22 protein-coding genes are annotated in these 22,141 nt (G+C 71.5%); 7 read left to right on the forward strand and 15 right to left on the reverse strand.

The features are described 5' to 3' along the window. The first annotated feature begins 81 nt into the window (after positions 1–81). From AB0M83_RS40555 to AB0M83_RS40565, 3 genes are all read left to right on the forward strand, one after another. Positions 82–864: a hypothetical protein gene (locus tag AB0M83_RS40555; protein WP_364525835.1), complete on the forward strand. Its 783-nt coding sequence runs from the start codon at positions 82–84 to the stop codon at positions 862–864. A gap of 107 nt (positions 865–971) precedes the next feature. Beyond that, positions 972–1,535 carry a hypothetical protein gene (locus tag AB0M83_RS40560; protein WP_364525837.1) on the forward strand — a complete coding sequence of 188 codons (564 nt, stop codon included), beginning with the start codon at positions 972–974 and terminating at the stop codon, positions 1,533–1,535. 213 nt (positions 1,536–1,748) lie between these two features. Then, the gene (locus AB0M83_RS40565) at positions 1,749–4,349 is read left to right on the forward strand and encodes a glycoside hydrolase family 97 catalytic domain-containing protein (protein ID WP_364525839.1); all 2,601 of its coding nucleotides are present in this window, start codon (positions 1,749–1,751) and stop codon (positions 4,347–4,349) included. A 1-nt stretch (position 4,350) separates the two neighbouring features. Here the strand turns inward: AB0M83_RS40565 and AB0M83_RS40570 are convergent, their stop codons facing one another. Next, complete coding sequence (locus AB0M83_RS40570; RefSeq protein WP_364525841.1) at positions 4,351–5,130, reverse strand: enoyl-CoA hydratase-related protein; 780 nt, start codon at positions 5,128–5,130, stop codon at positions 4,351–4,353. Between the two features lie 73 nt (positions 5,131–5,203). Here AB0M83_RS40570 and AB0M83_RS40575 point away from each other — a divergent pair, with 73 nt between their 5' ends. Continuing rightward, positions 5,204–6,037: an alpha/beta fold hydrolase gene (locus AB0M83_RS40575; protein WP_364525842.1), complete on the forward strand. Its 834-nt coding sequence runs from the start codon at positions 5,204–5,206 to the stop codon at positions 6,035–6,037. A 6-nt stretch (positions 6,038–6,043) separates the two neighbouring features. On the opposite strand, the gene AB0M83_RS40580 is transcribed toward AB0M83_RS40575, so the two are convergent. The 3 genes from AB0M83_RS40580 to AB0M83_RS40590 all read right to left on the reverse strand — a co-directional run bounded on the left by AB0M83_RS40580 (position 6,044) and on the right by AB0M83_RS40590 (position 9,218). After that, the gene (locus AB0M83_RS40580) at positions 6,044–6,385 is read right to left on the reverse strand and encodes a hypothetical protein (protein WP_364525844.1); all 342 of its coding nucleotides are present in this window, start codon (positions 6,383–6,385) and stop codon (positions 6,044–6,046) included. Further along, a complete protein-coding gene (locus AB0M83_RS40585; protein ID WP_364525846.1) occupies positions 6,385–8,049 on the reverse strand; it encodes a hypothetical protein in 1,665 nt (554 codons plus the stop codon). The genes AB0M83_RS40580 and AB0M83_RS40585 overlap by 1 nt, the downstream gene beginning before the upstream one ends. Before the next feature lie 146 nt (positions 8,050–8,195). Then, on the reverse strand, positions 8,196–9,218 hold the full coding sequence (locus AB0M83_RS40590; protein ID WP_364525848.1) for a helix-turn-helix transcriptional regulator: 1,023 nt from the start codon (positions 9,216–9,218) through the stop codon (positions 8,196–8,198). An 86-nt stretch (positions 9,219–9,304) separates the two neighbouring features. Between AB0M83_RS40590 and AB0M83_RS40595 the strand changes: the two genes are divergently transcribed. Then, positions 9,305–9,721 carry a cupin domain-containing protein gene (locus AB0M83_RS40595; RefSeq protein WP_364525850.1) on the forward strand — a complete coding sequence of 139 codons (417 nt, stop codon included), beginning with the start codon at positions 9,305–9,307 and terminating at the stop codon, positions 9,719–9,721. Beyond that, entirely contained in the window at positions 9,718–10,119 is a 402-nt protein-coding gene (locus tag AB0M83_RS40600) for a DUF1304 domain-containing protein (protein WP_364525852.1), read from the forward strand. The genes AB0M83_RS40595 and AB0M83_RS40600 overlap by 4 nt, the downstream gene beginning before the upstream one ends. Before the next feature lie 16 nt (positions 10,120–10,135). Here the strand turns inward: AB0M83_RS40600 and AB0M83_RS40605 are convergent, their stop codons facing one another. The 8 genes from AB0M83_RS40605 to ruvC form a co-directional block, all read right to left on the reverse strand. Then, a complete protein-coding gene (locus AB0M83_RS40605) occupies positions 10,136–12,484 on the reverse strand; it encodes a bifunctional (p)ppGpp synthetase/guanosine-3',5'-bis(diphosphate) 3'-pyrophosphohydrolase (protein ID WP_364525854.1) in 2,349 nt (782 codons plus the stop codon). Positions 12,485–12,727: 243 nt separating this feature from the next. Then, positions 12,728–13,246, reverse strand: coding sequence for an adenine phosphoribosyltransferase (locus AB0M83_RS40610; RefSeq protein WP_364525855.1), 519 nt, complete (start codon positions 13,244–13,246; stop codon positions 12,728–12,730). Position 13,247: 1 nt separating this feature from the next. Then, positions 13,248–14,477 carry a protein translocase subunit SecF gene (secF, locus tag AB0M83_RS40615; protein WP_364525857.1) on the reverse strand — a complete coding sequence of 410 codons (1,230 nt, stop codon included), beginning with the start codon at positions 14,475–14,477 and terminating at the stop codon, positions 13,248–13,250. 1 nt (position 14,478) lies between these two features. After that, a complete protein-coding gene (secD, locus tag AB0M83_RS40620) occupies positions 14,479–16,284 on the reverse strand; it encodes a protein translocase subunit SecD (RefSeq protein WP_364525859.1) in 1,806 nt (601 codons plus the stop codon). A 219-nt stretch (positions 16,285–16,503) separates the two neighbouring features. Beyond that, positions 16,504–16,914 carry a preprotein translocase subunit YajC gene (yajC, locus tag AB0M83_RS40625; RefSeq protein WP_364525861.1) on the reverse strand — a complete coding sequence of 137 codons (411 nt, stop codon included), beginning with the start codon at positions 16,912–16,914 and terminating at the stop codon, positions 16,504–16,506. Positions 16,915–17,033: 119 nt separating this feature from the next. Continuing rightward, the gene (ruvB, locus tag AB0M83_RS40630) at positions 17,034–18,107 is read right to left on the reverse strand and encodes a Holliday junction branch migration DNA helicase RuvB (protein WP_364525863.1); all 1,074 of its coding nucleotides are present in this window, start codon (positions 18,105–18,107) and stop codon (positions 17,034–17,036) included. Positions 18,108–18,116: 9 nt separating this feature from the next. Next, entirely contained in the window at positions 18,117–18,710 is a 594-nt protein-coding gene (gene ruvA / locus AB0M83_RS40635) for a Holliday junction branch migration protein RuvA (protein WP_364525865.1), read from the reverse strand. Continuing rightward, positions 18,707–19,333 (reverse strand): crossover junction endodeoxyribonuclease RuvC, encoded by a 627-nt coding sequence (ruvC, locus tag AB0M83_RS40640; protein WP_364525867.1) that lies wholly within the window; start codon positions 19,331–19,333, stop codon positions 18,707–18,709. Before ruvC ends, ruvA begins: the two co-directional genes overlap by 4 nt. A gap of 73 nt (positions 19,334–19,406) precedes the next feature. On the opposite strand from ruvC, the gene AB0M83_RS40645 reads away from it, so the two are divergent. Further along, positions 19,407–19,847 (forward strand): cupin domain-containing protein, encoded by a 441-nt coding sequence (locus tag AB0M83_RS40645; protein WP_364525869.1) that lies wholly within the window; start codon positions 19,407–19,409, stop codon positions 19,845–19,847. On the opposite strand, the gene AB0M83_RS40650 is transcribed toward AB0M83_RS40645, so the two are convergent. The 3 genes from AB0M83_RS40650 to pdxT all read right to left on the reverse strand — a co-directional run bounded on the left by AB0M83_RS40650 (position 19,844) and on the right by pdxT (position 21,911). Further along, positions 19,844–20,407, reverse strand: coding sequence for a DUF4262 domain-containing protein (locus tag AB0M83_RS40650; protein ID WP_364525871.1), 564 nt, complete (start codon positions 20,405–20,407; stop codon positions 19,844–19,846). The genes AB0M83_RS40645 and AB0M83_RS40650 overlap by 4 nt on opposite strands. Positions 20,408–20,493: 86 nt before the next feature. After that, the gene (locus AB0M83_RS40655; RefSeq protein WP_155549612.1) at positions 20,494–21,249 is read right to left on the reverse strand and encodes a YebC/PmpR family DNA-binding transcriptional regulator; all 756 of its coding nucleotides are present in this window, start codon (positions 21,247–21,249) and stop codon (positions 20,494–20,496) included. A 41-nt stretch (positions 21,250–21,290) separates the two neighbouring features. Next, positions 21,291–21,911, reverse strand: coding sequence for a pyridoxal 5'-phosphate synthase glutaminase subunit PdxT (gene pdxT / locus AB0M83_RS40660; RefSeq protein WP_364525873.1), 621 nt, complete (start codon positions 21,909–21,911; stop codon positions 21,291–21,293). Positions 21,912–22,141 lie beyond the last annotated feature (230 nt).

Consider the following 22,141-nt stretch of genomic DNA (forward strand, 5'->3'; position numbering starts at 1 on the left):
CTGAACCGCGCCCGATCCCGCCCCGTGTAGAGGGGCAACACCGGAACCCGCCGGGGTCACCGGGGAGAGGGTGGGAGAACCATGGCCGGAAACCGGGTTCCCGCGGTGCGCCGCGTTCTCGGGCGGGCCGGGCAGGCCGGGGCCGCCGGGGCCCTCTTCGCCGTGCTCGCCGGCGGCCCGGCGCTCGCGCAGGCCACGCCGCCGCCCCCGGTCAAGTACTACATCGTCCCGCACGCCGACAACCCGGACGACATCACGCTGTTCAAGATCGCCGAACGGGCCCTCGGCGACGGGAACCGGTTCCCCGAGATCTTCCGGCTCAACCAGGGCCGCCCGCGCCCGGACGGGACGCCGTTCACCGACCCCACCGCCATCGAGCCCGGCCAGGTGCTGCAGCTGCCCGAGGACGCCCAGGACCCCGCCGTGCGGTTCGGTCCGCTGCCGGCCGCTCCCCCGGTTGCGCCGCCGGCGAAACCCGCCGAAGAGGCTTCCGGCCTGGGTGTCGGGCTCGCTTCGGCGGTCAGCGGCACCGGTGGCCTGCTGACCGGCCTGCTCGCCGGGCTGTGGTGGCGGCGGCGCCCGCGGATCGACCCGGAGTTCGCGCCGGTCGAGCCCGGCGAAGAGGACGACGACGGATCCGGCTCGGTGAGCGGCACCCTGCCGATCCCGATCGTGCCGCCCGAAGTGCTGCACCCGGAACCGGTCACCACCGAGCTCGCGATCATCGTGCTCGACACGGCCGAGACCCAGGTGGTCGCCGCGGTCCGGCCCGGCTCGCGGTTCCACTTCCGGCTCGGCGGGAAACCCGACTTCGCCGACAGCTCCACCGTTCTGGTCGTCGACGACGAGAGCGACAGATCGTGACGGATCCCCGGGTGGCCCCCGGTACGCAGAGGGTCACTCTGCGCTGAACGGATCAACCGGCGCCGGAACACTGGCCTTCGGCCCGCCGGTGCCGCGATAGTCGGATGATGACCTCGGATCCCTTCGGGACGCTGCGGAAGACGCTCTGGATCGGTGGGGCCCCGTGGACGGGGAAGTCCACCGTCGCCCGGCTGCTGGCCGCCCGCCACGGGCTGGCGACCTACCACCACGACGACCGGACCCGCCCCGCCGCCACCCCGGCCGACGACGTCCCCGCCGGTGATCAGCTGACCGCGGCGCTGGCCGAGTTCCGGCAGCGGTTCGAGCGCGCCCTGGAGGAGCTGCGCGCGTGGGAGTCACCGCGGCCGATCATCGCCGAGGGCCGCGGGCTGCGGCCGGAACTGGTCGCCCCGCTCGTGGACTCACCGAGCCGGATGGTCGTGCTGGTGCCGACCGAGCTGTTCCGCCAGCACCAGCTGCGGCACCGATCCGACGAGCCGGCGATCCCGCGGCAGCGGAGCCGGCTGACGCGCGACCGGATGCTCGCCGCGCAGGCCGTCCGCTCGGCGCGGGAGCTCGGCATCCGCGTCATCGAGATCGACGGCCGGCTCGATCCGGCCGGCGTGACCGACGTGGTCGCCGAGCACTTCCGCGAGCACCTGGACGCCTGACGACGTTTTCGTCCCGCTCTGTCCGTTGACCGGATGCGGAACGGCCGCCGAAGATCGATGATCGACACCGTTTCTCCGTGCGGCGAAGGAGCTGGGTTCTTGGGCGTCCAGGAAAGCGCTTCACCCCGATTCGGCGAACGTCACCGAATCGGCCGAACGCATCGTCACCGGTTTCGCACATCTACGCCGTCCGAGTGGTTGGCGCGCCCACCGATGAGGCGCGGCGCATCGGTGCTCGCCGTGGCCTGCGCGGCTACCCTCGTCACCACGATGCCCGCCGACGCCGCCGATCGCTGGACCGTGAGCCTCACCGGCGCGGTGACCGCCGAGGTCGCCCGCACCGGCGAGGGCGGCCTGACGTTCGCGGTGTCCCGCGACGGCGCGACCGTGCTCGCCCCCGCGCCGCTGGGCCTGCGGACGAAGACCGCCGACCTGACCCGCGACCTGCGGTTCGCCCGCCGCACCGACCGGGTCGTCGACGAGCACTACACGATGACCACCGGGAAGCGCCTGCAGCGGCACGCCCGGGCCGCGGAGACGACGTTGTCCTTCACCGGTTCCGGCGAAACGCAGCTCGACGTCGTCGTGCGCGCGGCCGCCGACGGCGTCGCCTACCGCTACGTGCTTCCCGCGGGCGGGACGATCACCGGCGAGGCCTCGTCGTTCGCCCCGCCCGCGGCGGCGCCGGCGTGGCTGCTGCCCTACTCCCCCAACTACGAGAAAGTCCGCGTCGAGACCACCGCGGGCGGCGCGGCGGCGGGCGACTACGGCTTCCCGTCGCTGTTCGACACCGGCGACGGCGGCTACACCCTGCTGACCGAGTCCGATGTGGACGGCCGCTACTCGGGCGCTCGGCTGGCACACGCGACCGGCACCTCCACGTACACCATCAAGCTCGCCGACGCCGCCGTGACCGGGGCCGGGTCGTTCGCCACGCCGTGGCGGGTGGCGATCACCGGCGACCTGGCGACGGTCACCGAGTCCACTTTGGTCGACGATCTCGCGCCGCCGTCCGAGCCGGCCGACACGTCCTGGGTCCGGCCGGGCAAGGTCGCGTGGTCGTGGCTGTCCGAACACGACAGTCCGGGCGATCCCGTGCGGCAGAAGCAGTACGCGGACTTCGCCGCGCGCAACGGCTGGCCGTACCTGCTCATCGACGAAGGCTGGGACGCCGCCTGGGTGCCGGACGTCATCCGCTACGCCCGCGCCCGCGGCGTCGAGGTGATCCTGTGGTTCCGCTGGACCACGCTCGACACGCCGGCCGAGCGCGCGAAGTGGCTGCCGCTGGTCAAGTCGTGGGGCGCGGCCGGGATCAAGGTCGACTTCATGGACTCCGACACGCAGGCGCGGTTCGGGTTCTACGACGACATCGCGAAGGCGACCGCGGCGCAGCACCTGATGATCAACTTCCACGGCGCGACCGTCCCGCGCGGCTTCCAGCGCACCTGGCCGCACGTGATGAGCTTCGAAGCCGTCCGCGGCGCGGAGCAGTTCAAGACGCGGGCCGCGACCAACACGATGTTCCCGTTCACCCGCAACGTCGTCGGCAGCATGGACTACACGCCGACCGCCTTCGTCGTGTCCGATCGGGACACGACCGACGCGCACGAGGTGGCGACGTTCTTCGTCTACGAGTCGGGCTGGCAGCACGGCGCCGACAAGCCGGAGAACTACGAAGCACGGCCGGAAGCGCTGCACACGCTCGACCAGCTGCCGACCGTCTGGGACGAGACCCGGCTGCTGTCCGGGCGGCCCGGACGCGAGGCCGTGTTCGCGCGGCGCTCGGGCGAGCGCTGGTTCGTCGGCGGCATCTTCGCCGGCCCGGCGACGAAGACGACGGCGTCGCTGGACTTCCTCGGCCACGGCCGCTGGCTCGCCGACACGCTGCGCGACGGGCCGGGCGGGCTGGTGCGCGAGAAGTCGACGGTCACGGCGGGCGGGCAGCTGACCGTTCCGGTGGCCGCGAACGGCGGGTTCGTCACGGTCCTCTGTCCCGTGCGGCCCGGCCGGACGTCCTGCGACCAGGAGGTCCGGCAGGTGCCCACGACCCGGCTGAGCGTCACGCCGCCGACGGCCGAAGGCACGAGCGTCGACGTTTCGGCGACCTTCGAGCTGCCGGAGGGCGGCGCGTCGCTGTACGACGTCGACCTGGCACCGATCGCCCCCGCCGGCTGGCGGGTGACCGGCGAGCCGGTCTTCCGGCCGGTGCTGTCCGCCGGCGAGAAGATGGCGGGGACCTGGCGGTTCACCGGCGGCCCGGCGGGCACGACGGAGCTACCGGTCGCGGCGACCTACCGCTTCCGGGGCGACCCGGAGCAGCGGCCGGTGCACGTCGAGGCCGCGACCAGCGCGTTCATCCCGCCCCCGGCGCCGGCGGGCACCGCCCGGGTCAGTGCGCTGCCCTTCCTGGCGTCGTCGAACGGCTGGGGCCCGGTGGAGCGCGACCGGTCCAATGGCGACACGTCCGAGGGTGACGGGCAGCCGCTGACCATCGCCGGGAAGACCTACGCGCACGGCCTGGGCACCAACGCACCCAGCTCGGTGACGGTCTGGCTCGGTGGCGCGTGCACGGCGTTCTCGGCGGTGACGGGGCTCGACGACGAAGTGGGCAAGGAGGGTTCGGTGGCCTTCCGGGTGGTCGGCGACGGCCGCCTGCTGGCGTCGACCCCGGTGCTCCGCGACGCCGACGGCGCGGTGCCGCTGACGGCCGACGTGACGGGCATCCGGCGGCTGACGCTGGAGGTGACCGACGGCGGCGACGACGGGGACTACGACCACGCCGACTGGGCCGACGCGACGGTGACCTGCACCTGAGTCAGCGGTGGGTGAAGCGCGGAGGGCGCCGCTCGAGGAACGCGGCGACGCCCTCCGCGTAGTCCACTCCGTGCAGCGCTTCGGACCGGATCTCTTCGACCTCCGCGTCCGAGGTCTCCTGCCCCGCCACGATCTTCTCGATGATCCGGTTCATCCCGCGGATCGACGCCTGCGAGCGCGAGCAGAGCGTCGAGACGAACTCCAGCGTCGAAGCCTCCAGCTCCTCCGGCGCGAAGACGTCGTTGAGCAGCCCGATCTCGCGGGCCCGGGACGCCGTGATCAGCTCACCCGACAGCAGGAAGTACTTCGCGTGCGCCGGCCCGACCAGCGACACCAGCTGACGCGTCGAATCGAAGTGGTAGACGATGCCGAGCTTCGCCGGGGTGATGCCGAACCGGGACCCCTCGGCCGCGAAGCGGAAGTCGCAGGCGACCGAGACCTGGCAGCCGCCGCCGATGCAGTTGCCCTGGATCATCGCCACCGACGGCTTGCGCATCGCGGTCAGTGCCGCGACCGCGCCTTCGACCGCCTTGTCGTAGCTCGCCGCGCCGTCGGCCGTCGTCCGCAGCTCGCGGAATTCGCTGATGTCCGCGCCCGCCGAGAAGTGCTTCCCCGCGCCCGCGATCACGAGCACCTTCAGCGCCGGGTCGGCCTCCACCTCGGCCACCACGTCCGGGAGCGCCGCCCACATGCCGTAGGTGATCGCGTTCATCTTCTCCGGCCGGGTCAGCGTGAGCCGGGCGACTTCGCCGTCGCGCGTCAGGTCGAATCCGTCGGTCATGCCTGGCACATTAGCTTCTCGCCCTGAGCGAAAAGTGCGGTGTGTGACACGGTCGGGTGGCTAGCTTGGGTCCATGGCGATGATCGAGGTGGGCGGGACGGCGTTCGGGTACGACGAAGCGGGCGAGGGGCCCGCGGTCGTGCTGCTGCACGCCGCGATCGGCGACCGCCGGATGTGGGACGCCCAGTTCGCCGCGCTCGCCGCCACGCACCGGGTGATCCGCTACGACCGCCGCGGCTTCGGCGAAACCGCCGCCGGCCCCGGCGAGTTCGCCCACTACGAGGACCTGCTGGCCCTGCTCGATGCCCGGGGGATCGAGCAGGCCGCGCTGGTCGGGGCGTCGATGGGCGGGGCGTGCGCGCTGGACGCTGCCCTGGCCGCGCCGGAGCGGATCACCCGGCTCGCGCTGCTCGGCTCGGGCCTGACCGGGCACACCTGGCCGGAGCACATGCAGCGGGACATCGCGAAGCTGACCGCGGAGGTGCTCCCGGAGGGGCGCCTCGCCCGCTACGCCGCCCGCGAGCGCGAGGTCGACGAGGCCGACGTCCGGGCCATGGCGGACGCCAACATCCGTTACCTGGTCGCCGGTCCCGACCGGGACGTGGCCGTGCTGCCGGCGGACATGGTCGCGCTGGTGCGGGACATGTGCGAGCAGGTCTACCGCCGCGAGTGGACCGCTCCACAGTGGACGGAACGGATCCCGGACACCCGGCACCGGCTGGCCGACATCACGACGCCCGCCCTGGTGGTGATCGGGACGGCCGACGCGCCCGGTCTCGTCGAGCTTTCCCATCACCTCGCGGCGTCGCTGCCGAACGCCGAGCTGGTGGAACTCGCCGGCACCGGGCACCTGCCGTCGATGGAACGGCCGGAGGAGGTCACCGCGCTGCTGCGGAAGATCCTCTGACCCGGCTCAGGTGAAGATCTTCTGCACCTGGTCGGAGATCTTCGCGACCAGCTCGGAGAACTGCACCACCCCGCCCAGCAGGCCCTTGACCTTCTCCCAGCGGCTGCGCACCACCGCCGGCTCCGCGGCGTCGCCCTCGCGCAGGTCGGTCGCCAGATCGGTCAGCGTGTCTTCCAGGACCTCCTGCTTCGCGAGATCCTTGCCGCGCACCTCGGCCGTCAGCCGCTCGATCAGCTCCAGCAGCGACGAGACCGTGACGTCGGCACTGCCGCCCTCGATACCGGTCTGGGTGATCCGGCCCGAGTTGTCACCGCCGATGCTGACCTTGTTCGTGATCCGGTGTCCCATCAGGCCTCCGCTCCGGCCGGGCGGCCGGTCGTCCGGGTCGGGCCGCGCCGCCCGGTCTGGGTGATCGGGGCGCGGTTGTCGCCGCCGATGGTGATGTCGTTGTTGATGACGACCGCCGCCTGCTCCTCGAACTTCGCCGTCGAGAACCCGGCGTCGCCGAGGAGTTTGCCGATCGTCGGCAGGAGCCGGCTTTCGATGATCTTTTCGTACCGTTCGATGTCGACGAGCTGGAAGTAGTCGGTGAACAGGTTCACCGACGCGAGCTCGCGCAGGGTGCTGGCCGCGCCGTAGCGCTCCGGGTCGAGCACGCCGGCTTCGCGCCTCGGCGGCCGGATCCACGATGCCAGGTTCGCGATCCGGCCCGGCAGGCTCGCCGGCAGCTCCAGCCAGGCGAGCAGTCCCTGGCCGAACGGGCGCAGGGACTCCTGCCGCATCTTGTCGACCGCCCGGTAGTCGGCCCGGATCGGCGGCAGCATGAACGGCGTCCACTCGACGTACAGCGTCGTGTCGTCCACGGCCACGTGCAGGAACGTCGTGAGCACCAGTTCCCGGTCCCAGGTCTCCACCTGGAAGCACAGGTAGTAGCGCGCCCACTCCTTCGGTTCGCGCCGGATCCGCTCCACATCGGCCTCGGTCAGCCGGGTGTGCGGCGGGTACTCGATGTCCGGCAGGTAGGACGCGGCCTCCCCCAGGTGGTCGACGAGCTCGGAGGCCGGGGTGAACACCGCCTCGGTCACGGTCAGCCCGCCGAGCCGGCCGTCCGGGGACAGCGCGGCCGAGCGGCGCAGGTCGCCGATCGCGCCGCGGATCTCCTCGTACAGGGATTCGGTGGTGAGCTCGCGGTGGTCCGCCGGGTCGGTCTCGCCGTCCTCGATGCGCTCCAGCGGAATCGCCATGGACCAGGCGTCGCGGCGGAAACCCGCGCCCACGAAGGGTTTGTAGCCGCGGTACACCACCAGCGGCGCGCCCGGCGCGCCGGCGAACTCGTCGATCCGCTGGTACCGGGCGAGCTGCGCGCGGAAGTCCTCGGTGAACAATCCGGTGAGGCTGCCGCTGTCGGGGGCGGGCGGGGCGAAGCGCTTGAAGCGGGTGGTCAGGAGGTTCCACACCGACCAGCGCTCGAACGTCACGACCATCAGCACGACCACGGCGAGCACGATGCCGATGACGAACCGGGCGGTGTCGCCACCCGAGGAGTCTTCGAACTCGACGTCGGCGTAATACCGCGACGAATAGCTGCTGCGGCCGGAGCCGAAGAGCTCGTCCGAGTAGGTCAGCAGCAGCCAGACGACCACGACGACGGCGCCCACCAGAGCGAGCGTCTTCGGGTTGAACGACCGCTCCGTCGCGTTCGCGTTCTTCCCCGCCCGCGCGACGACGAGCACGACCGACAGCACGATCCAGCCGTAGAGCAGCGGGTTGTCCCACGACAGCCCGATGACGACGGCCATGAGCAGCACCAGCAGGCCGTCGTAGTTCTTCCGGCGCGCCCGCGCCCGCACCGCCTCGGTGAGCACGCGGCCCGCGTCGAGGCCGGGTGACGGCGGCACCGGCCGGGTCGGCTCGACGAGGAACTCGGTGATCACCCGCCTGCTGTAGCGGGGATCGAGGTAGGAGGCCGCGCACAGGTAGCGCGTGGTGTCGTCGGCCGAGCCAGGGGACATGCTCGCTCCCTCGGGGTTTCCGGAAAGGCCACCCTTGCAATTTGCGAACCGTAGCATGCACAAGCGGGACAAGTGACGGTATTTCGGACACCGGAATCGCCCCGGGACCGTTCGTTCGACAATTCCTTCGCGCGCGCCGAGACGGGTTATGACAACAGCTTCGCGGTCAGTTCCCCGCGGCTGCGGACGTCCGCCTTCCCGAACACGGACTTGAGGTGGTCCTGCACGGTGTGCGCCGAGATGCCGAGCCGGCCGGCGATGTCCGAAGTGGACAGACCCGCCAGCACCTCGCGGCAGACGTCACGCTCGCGCGCGGTCAGGCCGTAGGCCGCGAGCCGCACGCTCAACAGCTCCGTCCCCGACGCCCGGGCCACCGTCACCACCGTCTCGTCGTCGGCGGACCCGGTGACCAGCCGGCTCGCGTCCAGCACGATCCAGCCGCCGCGGGCATCCCGGACCCGCGCGCGAAAAGTGCCCGTCGCCGCCGCCCGCGCGCCGGTCACGACCGCGCGCACCAGCACCGCGAACCGGCCGGCGGCGATCGCGTCCAGTTCGGACCCCCAGACCGCGGCCGCCGCGGTGGCCGCCCGCTGCCGGCCGTCCGGGCCGGCCACCACGATCGCCGGGTCCGCCCGCTCCCCCGTGTCGCGCGTGCGCGCGGCCACCCGCGTCGCCGCCGCCACCGCCGGCGCGATCGCCGTCAGGAACTCGGCTTCGCGGTCGCTGAACTCGCCGCGCCGCACCAGGCCGGCCGCGCCCCACGACGTCCCGTCGACGCGGAACACCACGCGCAGCTCGTGGCCGAGGCCCAGCGGCCGCCAGATCTCGGTGAGCCGCCCGCTCCGCTCGGCCTCCCGTCGCGGCAGGTCCGAGAGCCGGGCCACCGGCACCGGCCGGCTCGCCAGCTCGGCGAAGGTGTGGGGCTGGGCGCCGTCGTACTCGTACGTCGCCAGCAGCGGCTCGTACCGCGCCGGGATCCGGGCCCGGCCGCTGGTCATCGAGCTGATCACCGCGGTGTCCGGGTCCAGCGACGCCCAGCACGTCAGCTCGGCGGGCACCACGCGCTCGACCAGCTCGATCGCGGCGGCGTGCAGCTCGGCGACCCCGAGGCCCGCCGTCGCGAGTGCGGCGATGTCGCGCCGCGCGCTCTGCGCCCGACCCTCCCACATGGACGCAGTATGCGCCGCGAGCGGGCTGGCGGGTATCCCACGATTCCGGGATGGCTCCCCGCTCCCGGAGTTTCCAGACTGGCGGCATGACCCATTTCAGCGCCCCGGGCGAAGGCCCGGAACTCGATTCGACGGACGCGCGGATCACCGTCAAGATCGGCGCCGAGCACACCGGCGGCGCCTACGAGCTGTTCGAGGTCGACGCGCCCCGCGGGCCGTCGGTCCCGCCGCACACCGAGCCGTGGGCGAAGAGCTTCTACGTGCTGCACGGGCGCATCACGGTCTACGCCGACGGCGAGCTGCACGACCTCGGCCCCGGCGCGTCGACCAGCATCCCGGCGGGCGTGCGCAACACCTTCACCGTGCACACGCCGTCGGCGAAGTTCCTCGCCGTCGCCCTCACCGGTGCGATGGGACGCTTCTTCCGCGACGTCGACCAAGCCCCACCGGAGCGGCTCCCGGAGATCGCGAGCCGGCACGGCATAGAACTGGCCCGGCCGTGAACGCCGTCGTCCAGGTCTTCGCCGGGATCGCGGTCCTGGTGCACCTGCTCGCGTTCACGTGGGAGGTCGTGCTGTTCGAACGGCCCGGCGTGCACCGGGACCTCTTCCGCATCCCGTCGGAGAACCTGCCCGCCACGCGGCTGTGGTCGTTCAACGTCGGGTTCTACAACCTGTTCCTCGCCGCCGGCCCGGTCGTGGGAATCGTCCTGCTGCACACGGGGAACGCGACCGCCGGGCAGGCTCTGGTGCTCTACTGCTGCGGGTTCATGGCGCTGGCCGGAGTCGTCCTCGGCGTCTCGGATTTGCTGGCCCTCAGCCGCCCCCGGGGCGCCGGCCGCGGTGGCGCGCTCGCGCAGACCCTGCCGCCGCTCGCCGCCCTGGTCGCCGCGCTCTTCTAGGGTCGCGCCCCGCAGGTCAGGAAGCCGACGTCACGCGGTAGACGTCGTAGACGCCTTCCACGCCGCGGACCACCTTGAGGACGTGGCCGAGGTGCTTCGGGTCGCCCATCTCGAACGAGAACCGGCTGACCGCGACGCGGTCGCGGGAAGTCGTCACTGACGCCGACAGGATGTTGACCTTCTCGTCGGCCAGCACCTTCGTGACGTCCGAAAGCAGCCGGTGCCGGTCGAGCGCCTCGACCTGGATGGCCACCAGGAATACCGAGGACGCCGACGGCGCCCACTCCACCTCGACGAGCCGCTCGGGCTGGGACTGGAGATCGCCGGCGTTCGTGCAGTCCGTGCGGTGTACCGAAACGCCGCCGCCACGGGTCACGAAACCGAGGATCTCGTCGCCCGGCACCGGGGTGCAGCAGCGGGCGAGCTTCGCCCAGACGTCGCTCGCGCCCTTGACCACGACGCCGACGTCGTTGGAGCCGCGGCGGCGGGTGACCGTCGAGGGAGTCGCGCGCTCGGCGAGCTCCTCCTCCGCCGCGTCGACGCCGCCGATGAGCGCCACCAGCCGCTGCACGACGTGCTTCGCGCTGGTGTGGCCCTCCCCGACCGCCGCGTACAGCGACGAGATGTCGGCATGGCGCAGCTCGGTGGCCACCGCGCCCATGGACTCCGCGGAGACCAGCCGCTGGATCGGCAGGCCGACCTTGCGGATCTCCTTGGTGATGGCTTCCTTGCCGCCCTCGATCGCCTCGTCGCGGCGTTCCTTGGCGAACCACTGCCGGATCTTGGCGCGGGCCTTCGGCGAACCGGCGAACTGCAGCCAGTCCCTGCTGGGGCCGGCGTTCTCCGCCTTCGACGTGAAGATCTCGACGACTTCGCCGTTTTCCAGCTTGCGTTCCAGCGCCACCAGGCGGCCGTTGACGCGGGCGCCGATGCAGCGGTGCCCGACCTCGGTGTGCACGGCGTAGGCGAAGTCGACCGGCGTCGACTCCACCGGCAGCGTGATCACGTCGCCCTTCGGCGTGAAGACGAAGATCTCGCGCGAGGCCAGTTCGTAGCGCAGCGACTCGAGGAAGTCACCCGGGTCCGCCGCCTCGCGCTGCCAGTCGAGGAGCTGGCGCATCCACGCCATCTCGTCGACGTCCACGGCATTGCCGTTGTGCGTGCCCTTGGTTTCCTTGTAGCGCCAGTGCGCGGCGATGCCGTACTCGGCGGTGCGGTGCATCTCGTAGGTGCGGATCTGCACCTCGAGGGGCTTGCCGTCCGGGCCGATCACCGTGGTGTGCAGCGACTGGTAGACGCCGAACCGCGGCTGCGCGATGTAGTCCTTGAACCGCCCGGGCACCGGCTGCCACAGGGCGTGCACGACACCCATCGCGGCGTAGCAGTCGCGGACGTCCTCGACGAGGATCCGCACGCCGACGAGGTCGTGGATGTCGTCCAGGTCGCGGCCGCGGACGATCATCTTCTGGTGGATCGAGTAGTAGTGCTTCGGCCGGCCCTCGACCTTCGCGGTGATCCGCGACGACACGAGGTTGCTGGTCAGGTCGGTGATGACCGACCGCAGGTAGATGTCGCGCGAGGGCGCGCGGTCGGCGACCAGGCGCACGATCTCGTCGTACTTCTTGGGTTGCAGGATGGCGAACGCGAGGTCTTCGAGCTCCCACTTGACCGTGGCCATGCCGAGCCGGTGCGCGAGCGGGGCGAGGACCTCGAGCGTTTCGCGGGCCTTGCGGGCCTGCTTCTCCGGCGGCAGGAAGCGCATCGTGCGCATGTTGTGCAGCCGGTCGGCGAGCTTGATGACCAGGACGCGGGGATCCTTGGCCATCGCGATGACCATCTTGCGGATGGTCTCGGCCTCGGCGGAGGTGCCGAGCTTGACCTTGTCCAGCTTCGTGACGCCGTCGACGAGCTCGGCCACCTTCTCGCCGAAGTCGGCCTTCAAGCTCTCGACGGCGTAGCCGGTGTCCTCGACCGTGTCGTGCAGCAGCGCCGCGACCAGGGTCGTGGTGTCCATGCCCAGCTCGGCGAGGATGGTCGCGACGGCGAGCGGGTGGGTGATGTAGGGGTCGCCGGACTTGCGCCGCTGGTTCCGGTGCAGTTCCTCGGCGACGTCGTAGGCGCGCTGCAGCAGCCCGAGGTCGCCGTTGGGGTGGAGCTCGCGGTGGATGACGGCCAGAGGTTCGAGGACCTGCTTGACCGGGGCGGCGCGCTGCGCGGTGATCCGCCGGGCGAGACGGGCCCGGACCCGCCGGGTCGCGGACGGGTTCGGCGCCGCACCGTTCGGCTTCGGCGGCTGGGCCGCCGCCTGCCCGTTCTGCGGGGCGCCCTCTTTCGCGGGCACCGCGGCGTCGAGCTCCTGGCTCACCCGCACCTCCTGCTGCTCGTGCGGCCTTCGAACCACCAGGGTAGCCGTTGCGCCTCGCGGCCCTCTCGGGTGCGCCCGTTCAGGGGGATGCCAGGCCCGCGACCTGCGGATTCACCCGTTCACCCGGCGTGGCGAACCCGTAACCCGCGTGATTCCGGACCGAACTCGCGTGACTGGAGCCGGAACTCGCGAGTTCCGGCCCCGATCACGCGAATTACGGACCTGATCACGCGAGTTACGGGTTCAGCAAACCTGCAGGGCGTGGACCTTCCGGTCGCCGAGGACCGCGCGGCCGCCCAGCGCACCCAGTTCCAGGACCACCGACACGCTGTCGACGACGGCTCCCACGTCCTCCAGGAGCTTGCCCGTCGCCGCGACCGTGCCGCCCGTGGCCAGGACGTCGTCGAGGATCGCGATCCGCTGGCCCGGCCGGACGACGTCCGCCGGGAGCTCGACCGTCGCCGTGCCGTACTCCAGCGCGTAGTCCACCCGGCCCGCCACCTTCGGGAGCTTGCCGGGCTTGCGGACCAGCACCACGCCGAGGCCGCGGGCGTACCCGACGGCCGCGGCGAGGAGGAACCCGCGGGCCTCCACGCCGGCGAGCGCCTCGACCCCGGGGTCGAGAGTGCCCGCCAGCGCGTCGGTCACCGCTTTGAACGCGCCCGCGTCCGCGAACAGCGGACTCAGGTCGCGGAACAGCACGCCGGGCTCCGGGAAGTCCGGCACCTCGGCGATCAGGCCGAGGGCGTCGTCCAGCTGCACGTCAGCGCTTCCGCTTGCCCGCGGGCTTGCCGGCCGGGCGCTGCTTCTGGATCCGGGCGGGGACGCTGGCCGCGGCCGCGTACGCCTTTTCCTTGCGCAGTTCCTTCGCCAGGGAGTCGTCGTCCGAAGCGTCGAAGTCCTCGGCGCCGGCTGCCTTGCGCTCCTGGCTGGCCCGGCGCTGCTGCACCCGCTCGGCCTGCTGCCGGTACTTCGGGTCGCGCATCTTGAAGTCGACCAGCAGCGGCGTCGCCAGCGCGACCGACGAGAGCACGCCGACCAGGGTGCCGGTGAGCTGCACCAGCGCCAGGTCCTGCAGCGTGCCCGAGCCGAGCAGGACGTACCCGACGATCAGCAGGCCCAGGATCGGCAGCAGCGCGATGAACGCCGTGTTGAACGACCGCATCAGGGTCTGGTTCAGCGCCAGGTTCGCGGCCTCGCCGTAGGTGCGGCGGGTCAGCCCGAGCAGGCCGCGCGTGTTCTCGCGGACCTTGTCGAACACCACCACCGTGTCGTAGAGCGAGAACCCGAGGATGGTCAGCAGGCCGATCACCGTCGCCGGCGTGACCTCGAAGCCGACCAGCGAGTACACGCCGGCGGTGACCAGGATGTCGTGCAGCAGCGAGACCAGCGCCGCCACGGCCATCCGCGCGTCGAAGTAGATCGCCAGGAAGATGACCACCGCGACGAGGAACACCGCGAGCGCGAGCAACGCCTTCTGCGAGATCTCCCCGCCCCAGGACGCGCTCACCGCGCTGTCGCTGATCGTCTGCGCGCTCGGCTGCCCGTTGGCGTCCTTCGGCCCCAGGTCCTGGAACAGCACCTGCTTGAGCTTGCCGACTTCGCCGGCGTTCAGCGTCTCGGTGCGGATCTGGATGGTCGACGCGGCACCCGTGCCGACCTTCTGCGTCTCCGCGGCCGGGTGGCCGAGCGCCTTCTGGAACGACTCCTTGGCCTGGTCCTCGGTGATCACGCCGTGGATGCCGGCGGCCGGCATCTGGATCTGCGTGCCGCCCTCGAACTCGATGCCGAGGTTGAAGCCGCGGATGACCATCGACGCGAGGCACACGAGCACCAGCGCGCCGAAGAACACGTACCAGCGCTTGCGCTTGCCGATGACGTCGAACGCGCCGGTGCCGACGTAGAGGCGGTGGAAGACGCTTTCCTTCTTGCCCGGCCGGACGGCGGCCTTGGTGTTGCCTTCGGCGTCCGTGCCCAGTTCTTCGACCCCCACGTCAGGCCTCCTTCACGTTCGCGCGGCCGACCGTGGTCGACTTCTTCCGCTGCGAACCCAGTTGCTGCACGGCGCCGAGGCCCAGGTTCCTCGGATTGGACAGGAACGACGACTTCGACGTGGACACCATGGCCACCAGCGGGTGCGTCACCAGGTACACGACCACCAGGTCGAGCACCGTGGACATGCCGAGGGTGAACGCGAAGCCCTGGACGTCACCGACCGCGATGACGTACAGGATGGCCGCGGCCAGGAAGCTCACGCCGTCCGAAGCCAGGATGGTGCGCCGGGCGCGGGTCCAGCCGCGGGGCACCGCGGACCGGAACGTCCGGCCCTCCCGGATTTCGTCTTTCAGCCGTTCGAAGTAGATGACGAACGAGTCCGCCGTGATCCCGATGGCGATGATCAGGCCGGCGATGCCCGCCAGGTCCAGCGTGTAGCCGATCCAGCGGCCGAGCAGCACCAGCACCGCGAACACCAGTGCGCCGGACAACGCCAGCGACAGGATGGTGAGCACGCCGAGGAGCCGGTAGTAGAACAAGCAGTAGACGAAGACCACCAGCAGGCCGATGCCGCCGGCGATCAGGCCCGCCTGCAGCGAGGCGAAGCCCAGCGTGGCCGACACCGTGGTGGCGTCCGACGAAGCGAACGACAGCGGCAGCGAGCCGTACTTGAGGATGTCCGAGAGGTCCTTCGCCTCGGACTGCGTGAACTTGCCGGTGATCTGGGTGTTGCCGTCGAGGATGGCCACCTGGATGTTCGGCGCGGACACGACCTGCGTGTCGAGCACGAACGCCGCCTGCTGGTTGACGTTCTTCGAGGTGAAGTCCGCCCAGGTCTTGGTGCCCTCGCCCTTGAAGCTGAGGTTCACCACCCACTGGCCGCGCTGCTGGTCGTAGCCCGAGCTCGCGTCGGCGATCTCGGTGCCCGGCAGGAACTCCGGCTCCAGCAGGTACTTGTACGTGTCGTGGTCACCGCAGGCGACCAGCGGCAGCTTCGGGTCGTCGTTGCCCTCGAGCGGGTCCTTGGCGTTCGGCGCGCAGGTGAGCGACGCCATCGCCTGCGTGACGAGCTCCTGGTTCGCGGTGCCGTCGGCGCCGATCAGCTGCGGGTTCTGCCGCAGCGCCTTGGCGGCCTGGATCTCCTTGGCCGTCTGCTCGTCGACCGAGTCGTCCGCGGGCGCCTGGCTCGACGCGGGCGGCGGCGGGGTGCTGCTGCTCGGCGGGGCCGGGGTGGTGCTCTGCTGCTGCGCGGGCGCCGCGGCGGGGGCACCGCCACCACCGGCGGCCGGGCTCGACGGCGGGGCGCTGGAGCTGGCCTTCGGAGCGCCCGAAGACGGCGGCGCCGAGCTGCTCGGGGCCCCCGTCGGCGTTCCTGTCGGCGTGCCCGTGGCCGGCGGCGGCGTGGTCTGCGGCGGCACGACCGGCTGCGTCGCGTTCGCGACGACCTTCCGGAAGCCCAGCTTCGCGGTCTTGCCCAGGTTCTTCGCCTGGTCGCCCTGCTCGCCGGGGACGGTGATGACGACGTTGCTGCCGTCGAGGAGGACCTCGGTGCCACCGACGCCGATCCCGTTGACGCGCCGCTCGATGATCTGGCGCGCCTGGTCCAGGGACTCCCGGGTGGGCTGGCCACCGTCGGGGGTGCGGGCGGTGAGCGTGACGCGAGTGCCACCCTGCAGGTCGATGCCCAGCTTCGGGGTCGGCTTGTGGTTGCCGGTGAGGAACACCAGCGCGTACAGCACGATCACGATCAAGGCGAACAGGGCGAGATAGCGTCCCGGGCGGAGATGCCCGGCTGAAGCTGCCACGGTGCTTCGGTCTCCTCGGACGGGGTGGACCCCCAAGTTGCGGTGCCCGCCCGGAGGGTTACCGGGAGGGACTGTGTGCGATTCACTCCCGGGCGCGGGTATGACGGCGGACACGCACGCAGCACCGAGACAGTACTCGGTGCTGCGTGAGCCCGGCGTGCGAGGCCACACCGACTTTCGTCGGGCGTTTCCGCGGCCACGCCCAGGGTGCCGCGGGGGTTACTTCTTGCCGTGCTCCAGCGGCGGCGCCACCTGAGCGGTGGTCTGCGGCTCGTCTTCGTTCTTGATGCCGGCACCCGACTCGATGAGCGACTCCTCGGCGGGGGCCTCCACGACCTCGTCGGCCGAGTCCTCCTCGGTCTCGACGACCGGCTCGACCTTCTCGCGGATCGCGAGCCGCAGCCAGGTGGTGACGACGCCGGGGGCGATCTCGATGTCGATCGTGGTGTCACCGGAGGCGTCGGCGACGGTGCCGTAGAGACCCGAGGTGGTCATCACGCGGTCACCGGCGGACAGGCTGCTCTGCAGGTCCTGCTGCGCGGCCTGCTGCTTCTTCTGCTTTCGCGTGCTCATCACCAACGGCACGGCGAGGACGAGCACGAGCAGCAGGGGCAGCAATAGCTGTTGCATGATTCTCCGTTCGACGGACACCGGGCCCAGCCGAAATGTCCGGTTTTTGGGTATGTGCTCCGGTCAAGTGTGCCAGGTACCAGCGCGGACGCCAGCACCCACCCGCCGGTTCCGGCCGCTCAGTCCTGCTCGAACGGCGAGAGCCCGCCCGGGTCGGGGCGCCCCGGGTGGTCGGCGGGCGGCACCATGCCGAGGTGCTCCCAGGCGGCCGCCGTGGCGACCCGGCCCCGCGGGGTGCGGGCGAGCATACCGGCGCGCACGAGATAGGGCTCGCACACCTCTTCCACGGTGGTCGACTCCTCCCCCACGGCGACCGCCAGCGTCGAGATCCCGACCGGCCCGCCGCCGAACGACCTGGTCAGGGCGGTAAGCACGGCCCGGTCGAGCCGGTCGAGCCCCAGCTCGTCGACGTCGTAGACGGCCAGCGCCGCGCGGGCGATCTCGACGGTCACCTTGCCGTCGGCGCGGACCTCGGCGTAGTCGCGCACGCGCCGCAGCAGCCGGTTCGCGATCCGGGGCGTGCCCCGCGAGCGGCCGGCGATCTCCGCGCAGCCGTCGCGGTCGATCGGGATGTCGAGGATCGTCGCGGCCCGCCGGACGATCAGCTCCAGCTCGGTGTCGGTGTAGAACTCCATCTGGCCGGTGAAGCCGAACCGGTCGCGCAGCGGCCCGGTCAGCGACCCCGACCGCGTGGTCGCCCCGACGAGCGTGAACGGCGCGATCTCCAGGGGGATGCTGGTGGCGCCCGGGCCCTTGCCGACGACGACGTCGACCCGGAAGTCCTCCATCGCGAGGTAGAGCATCTCCTCGGCGGGCCGGGCGATCCGGTGGATCTCGTCGATGAACAGCACGTCGCCGGGGGCCAGGTTGGACAGCATTGCGGCGAGGTCGCCGGCCCGTTCCAGCGCGGGGCCGGAGGTGATCCGGAGCGCCGCGCCCAGCTCGGCCGCGACGATCATCGCCATCGACGTCTTGCCCAGCCCGGGCGGGCCGGACAGCAGCACGTGGTCGGGCGGCACGCCGCGGCGGCGCGCGCTCTCCAGCACCAGCTCCAGCTGCTCCCGCACGCGCGGCTGGCCGACGAACTCGTCGAGCTTGCGGGGCCGCAGCGTGCCCTCGACGTTCTCCTCGCCGGTCTGGGCCCACGCCGAAAGGGCGTCGTCCTCGTCCTCGGTCACGGCCTCATAGTCCATGAAGGGGCCCTACCGCTTCCGGCCGAGGGTGGCCAGCGAAGCGCGCAGCACGCCGGCGGTCGTGTGCCCGTCGCCTTCGGCGAGGACCTTGTCCACGGCCTGCTCGGCCTGCTTGGCCGGGAACCCGAGCCCGGCCAGCGCCTCGACGACCTCCGCGCGCAGGGCGCCGGGCGCGGTGACCGCGGGGACGTCGCCGCCGCCGAGCGCGGTGACCTTGTCGCGCAGCTCGAGGGTCAGCCGTTCGGCGCCCTTGCGGCCGATGCCGGGCACCGAGGTGAGCACGGTGATGTTGCCTTCCACCAGCGCGGCCCGCAGCTTGCCGGGGTCGAGCACCGCGAGGGTGGCCAGCGCGAGCCGAGGCCCGATCCCGGACACGGTCTGCAGCAGCCCGAACAGCTCCCGCGCGTCGGCGTCGGCGAAACCGAACAACGTCAGCGAGTCCTCGCGCACCACCAGCGCGGTGTGCAGCCGGGTTTCTTCGCCGCGGCGCAGGGTGGCCAGCGTCGCCGGGGTGGCCTGGACGGCGAGGCCGACCCCGCCGACCTCGACCACGACGTGGTCCAGGCCGACCGAAAGGACTTCCCCGCGTACCGACGAGATCATCGTGCTGCTCCAGGCTTCTTCGTCTTGGTGATCATGGCTTGCTTCGCCGCAGTGTTGGGCGACGCTTGCTTCGCAGCCGCGGCCAGCCGGGCCTTGTGCGTGCGGGCCATCTCGGCCGCGCGGGCCTCGGCTTCGGCGAGCCGGGCGCGCATCGGCTCGCGCCAGAGGTGGCAGATGGCCAGGGCCAGGGCGTCCGCGGCATCGGCCGGGCGCGGGGCGACCTCGAGGTTGAGCAGGCGCATCACCATGGCGGTGACCTGCGCTTTGTCTGCCCGGCCCGACCCGCTGACCGCGGCCTTCACCTCGCTCGGCGTGTGGAAGACGACGGGCAGCCCCCGGCGCGCGGCGGCCAGGGCGACCACCCCGCCGGCCTGCGCGGTGCCCATCGCGGTCCGCACGTTGTGCTGGGCGAAGACGCGCTCGACGGCCACGGCTTCCGGTTTGTACTTGTCCATCCACCGCTCGACCTCGTCGGAGATGCCGAGCAGCCGGTGCGCCAGGTCGGCGTCGGCCGGCGTCCGCACCACGTCGACGGCGACGCAGCGGACAGCCCGGCCCTTGCCGCCGTCGACGACCCCCAGGCCGCACCTGGTCAGACCGGGGTCGACCCCGAGCACCCGCACAAGTCTTCCTTCCCGCCGCGAACACCAGTTCGAGCAGCAGGCTACTGGGCGCGCCTGCGGCAGGATGGGTGACATGCCGGAGCCCTCGGATTTCGTCACCCACCTGGGTCTTGAGCCCCTGCCGGTCGAAGGCGGGCGGTGGGCGCAGAGCTGGCGCTCGGAGACCGGGTCCGCCATCTACTACCTGCTCGTCGCGCCGGAGTCCTCCGCGCCGCACCGGCTGGACCGCGTCGAGGTCTACGCGCACCACGCGGGGGCGCCCGCGGAGATGCTGCTGCTGCACCCGGACGGCACGGTCGAGCGGCCGGTGCTGGGGACGGACGTCGCCGCCGGCGAGCGGCCGCAGGTCGTCGTGCCCGCGGGGACCTGGCAGGCCACGGTCACGCGCGGTTCGTGGAGCCTGCTCGGCACCGTCGTCGTGCCGCCTTACACGGACGGCTGCGTGGAGTTCGCGGCCGCCGCGGACCTTGCTGTGCGGTATCCGGAAGCGGCCGCCGACCTGCGGAAGTTCTAGGGACCGTCGACGCCGGGGGTCCAGCTCTCCGGGTCGCCGCTCTCGGTCAGCACCAGCTGCCACCGGGCGAAACCTTCAGGTGCGTCCGGGTGCCAGGGGAACTTGCCCTCGGGCGTGGCGACGATCAGCTGCAAGGCCGGGAAGTCGCCGTCGGGGTAGATGAGGAACGCCGTGCCGAAGAACTCGGGGTAGTGCCCCTTGTTGACGCGCTCGAGGACGACCGGGACGCCTTCGAAGAAGTCGTCGTAGCGCTTGCCGACCTCGAAGATCTCGCCGTTGGCCGCGCGGTCGACGTAGGCGTCGAGCAGTACCTGGCCCATCTGGTCGGGCAGCCCGACGACGACGGCCTCGGGGACGTGGTGCAGCGCCCACGCGCAGGCGGTGAAGCAGTAGCCCGCGCCCTCGTCGTCACCCGCGACCGTGATGACCGCGTTGCCGCGTTCCTTCGCCTGCGTCTCGATCCATTCGATCAGGCGCAGTTCGTCCGCGGAGAGTTCGGCGGTGATGTCGGCGGTGATGTCGGCGGAAGCGGCGGGGGTCGTCGAGGTCACGGCGCACATTCTGCCTGACGAGCCCGCCGCCGCCCAGTGCCCGGGCCGGAAAGTTTCCGGCCCGGGCCTGGAAATGGTGCGGCGTAAAGGAAAACTCAGCCGACTTCGGCGAGCACCTCGTCGGACACGTCGAAGTTCGCGTAGACGTTCTGGACGTCGTCGCAGTCTTCGAGGGCGTCGATCAGCTTGAACACCTTCTTCGCGCCGTCCGCGTCCAGGGGGACGCTGACCGACGGGAGGAACGTCAGCTCGGCCGACTCGTACTCGAAGCCGGCCTCCTGCAGTGCCTTGCGCACCGGGACCAGGTCGCCGCCCTCCGAGACGATCTCGAAGCTCTCGTCGAGGTCGTTGACCTCTTCGGCGCCCGCGTCGAGGACCGCCATGAGGACGTCGTCCTCCGACGCGTCGCCCTTCGGCATGATCACGACGCCCTTGCGGGTGAACATGTAGGCGACCGAGCCCGGGTCGGCGAGGGAGCCGTTGTTGCGCGTGAGCGCGGTGCGGACCTCCATCGCGGCGCGGTTCTTGTTGTCGGTGAGGCACTCGATCAGCACCGCCACGCCGTTGGGGCCGTAGCCCTCGTACGTGATGTTCTGCCAGTCGGCGCCGCCCGCCTCTTCACCGGCGCCGCGCTTGCGGGCGCGCTCGATGTTGTCCTGCGGGACCGAGTTCTTCTTCGCCTTCTGGATGGCGTCGTAGAGCGTGGGGTTGCCATCCGGGTCGCCACCCCCGGTGCCGGTCCGCGCGGCCACCTCGATGTTCTTGATCAACCGCGCGAAGAGCTTGCCGCGCTTCGCGTCGAGGTTGGCCTTCTTGTGCTTCGTGGTGGCCCACTTGGAGTGGCCGCTCATCTCTCCTCCATCTGTTCCGTACCCCGGCCGGGCACCGCGTCTCAGGAAGCCTTCCGCACGAGGTCGACGAACAGCCGGTGCACCCGCACGTCGGGCGTCAGCTCCGGGTGGAACGCGGTCGCCAGCACCGCCCCCTGCCGGACCGCGACGATCCTAGCGGTCTCGTCTCCCACGCCGGGCACGCCGCTGACCGTGGCCAGCACCTCGACGCCGTCACCGGCCTTCTCGACCCACGGGGCCCGGATGAACACCGCGTGCACCGGCCCCTCGTCCACCTCGGCGAAGTCGAGGTCGGCTTCGAAGGAGTCGACCTGCCTGCCGAAGGCGTTGCGCCGGACGACGACGTCGAGCCCGCCGAGCTGCTGCTGGTCCGGCCGCCCGTCGAGGGTCTGCCGCGCGAGCAGGATCATCCCGGCGCACGACCCGAAGGCGGGCAGTCCGTCGGCGATCCGCGCCCGCAGTGGTTCCAGCAGCTCGAAAGTTTCGAGCAGCCGCGACATGGTGGTCGACTCGCCGCCGGGCAGCACCAGACCATCCACTTCGGACAGTTCAGCGGCCCGGCGCACCGGCTTGGCCCGCGCGCCGGCGTCTTCCAGCATGGCGACGTGCTCGCGCACCGCACCCTGCATGGCAAGCACACCGATGACCGGCTCCGACGACACCCGACCTCCCGAAAGACCTTCCCACCAGCCTAGACGCCCCGGCTCCCGGGCTTACCGGCAGGTCAGCCCGGCCCCGAGCGCCCCAATGTGGCATTGGGTGCGTCAGACGCACCCAATGTGGCGTTCGGGGGGGGGGGGGAGGGCAACAGCACCCGCCTGGGCTGCTGGGGGTTGGGGTCACATGGGGTTGGGGTATTGCTGCATCTAAATGTACACGATCTATAATTTAT

Source organism: Amycolatopsis sp. NPDC051106 (genome assembly GCF_040682775.1).
GTDB lineage: Bacteria > Actinomycetota > Actinomycetes > Mycobacteriales > Pseudonocardiaceae > Amycolatopsis.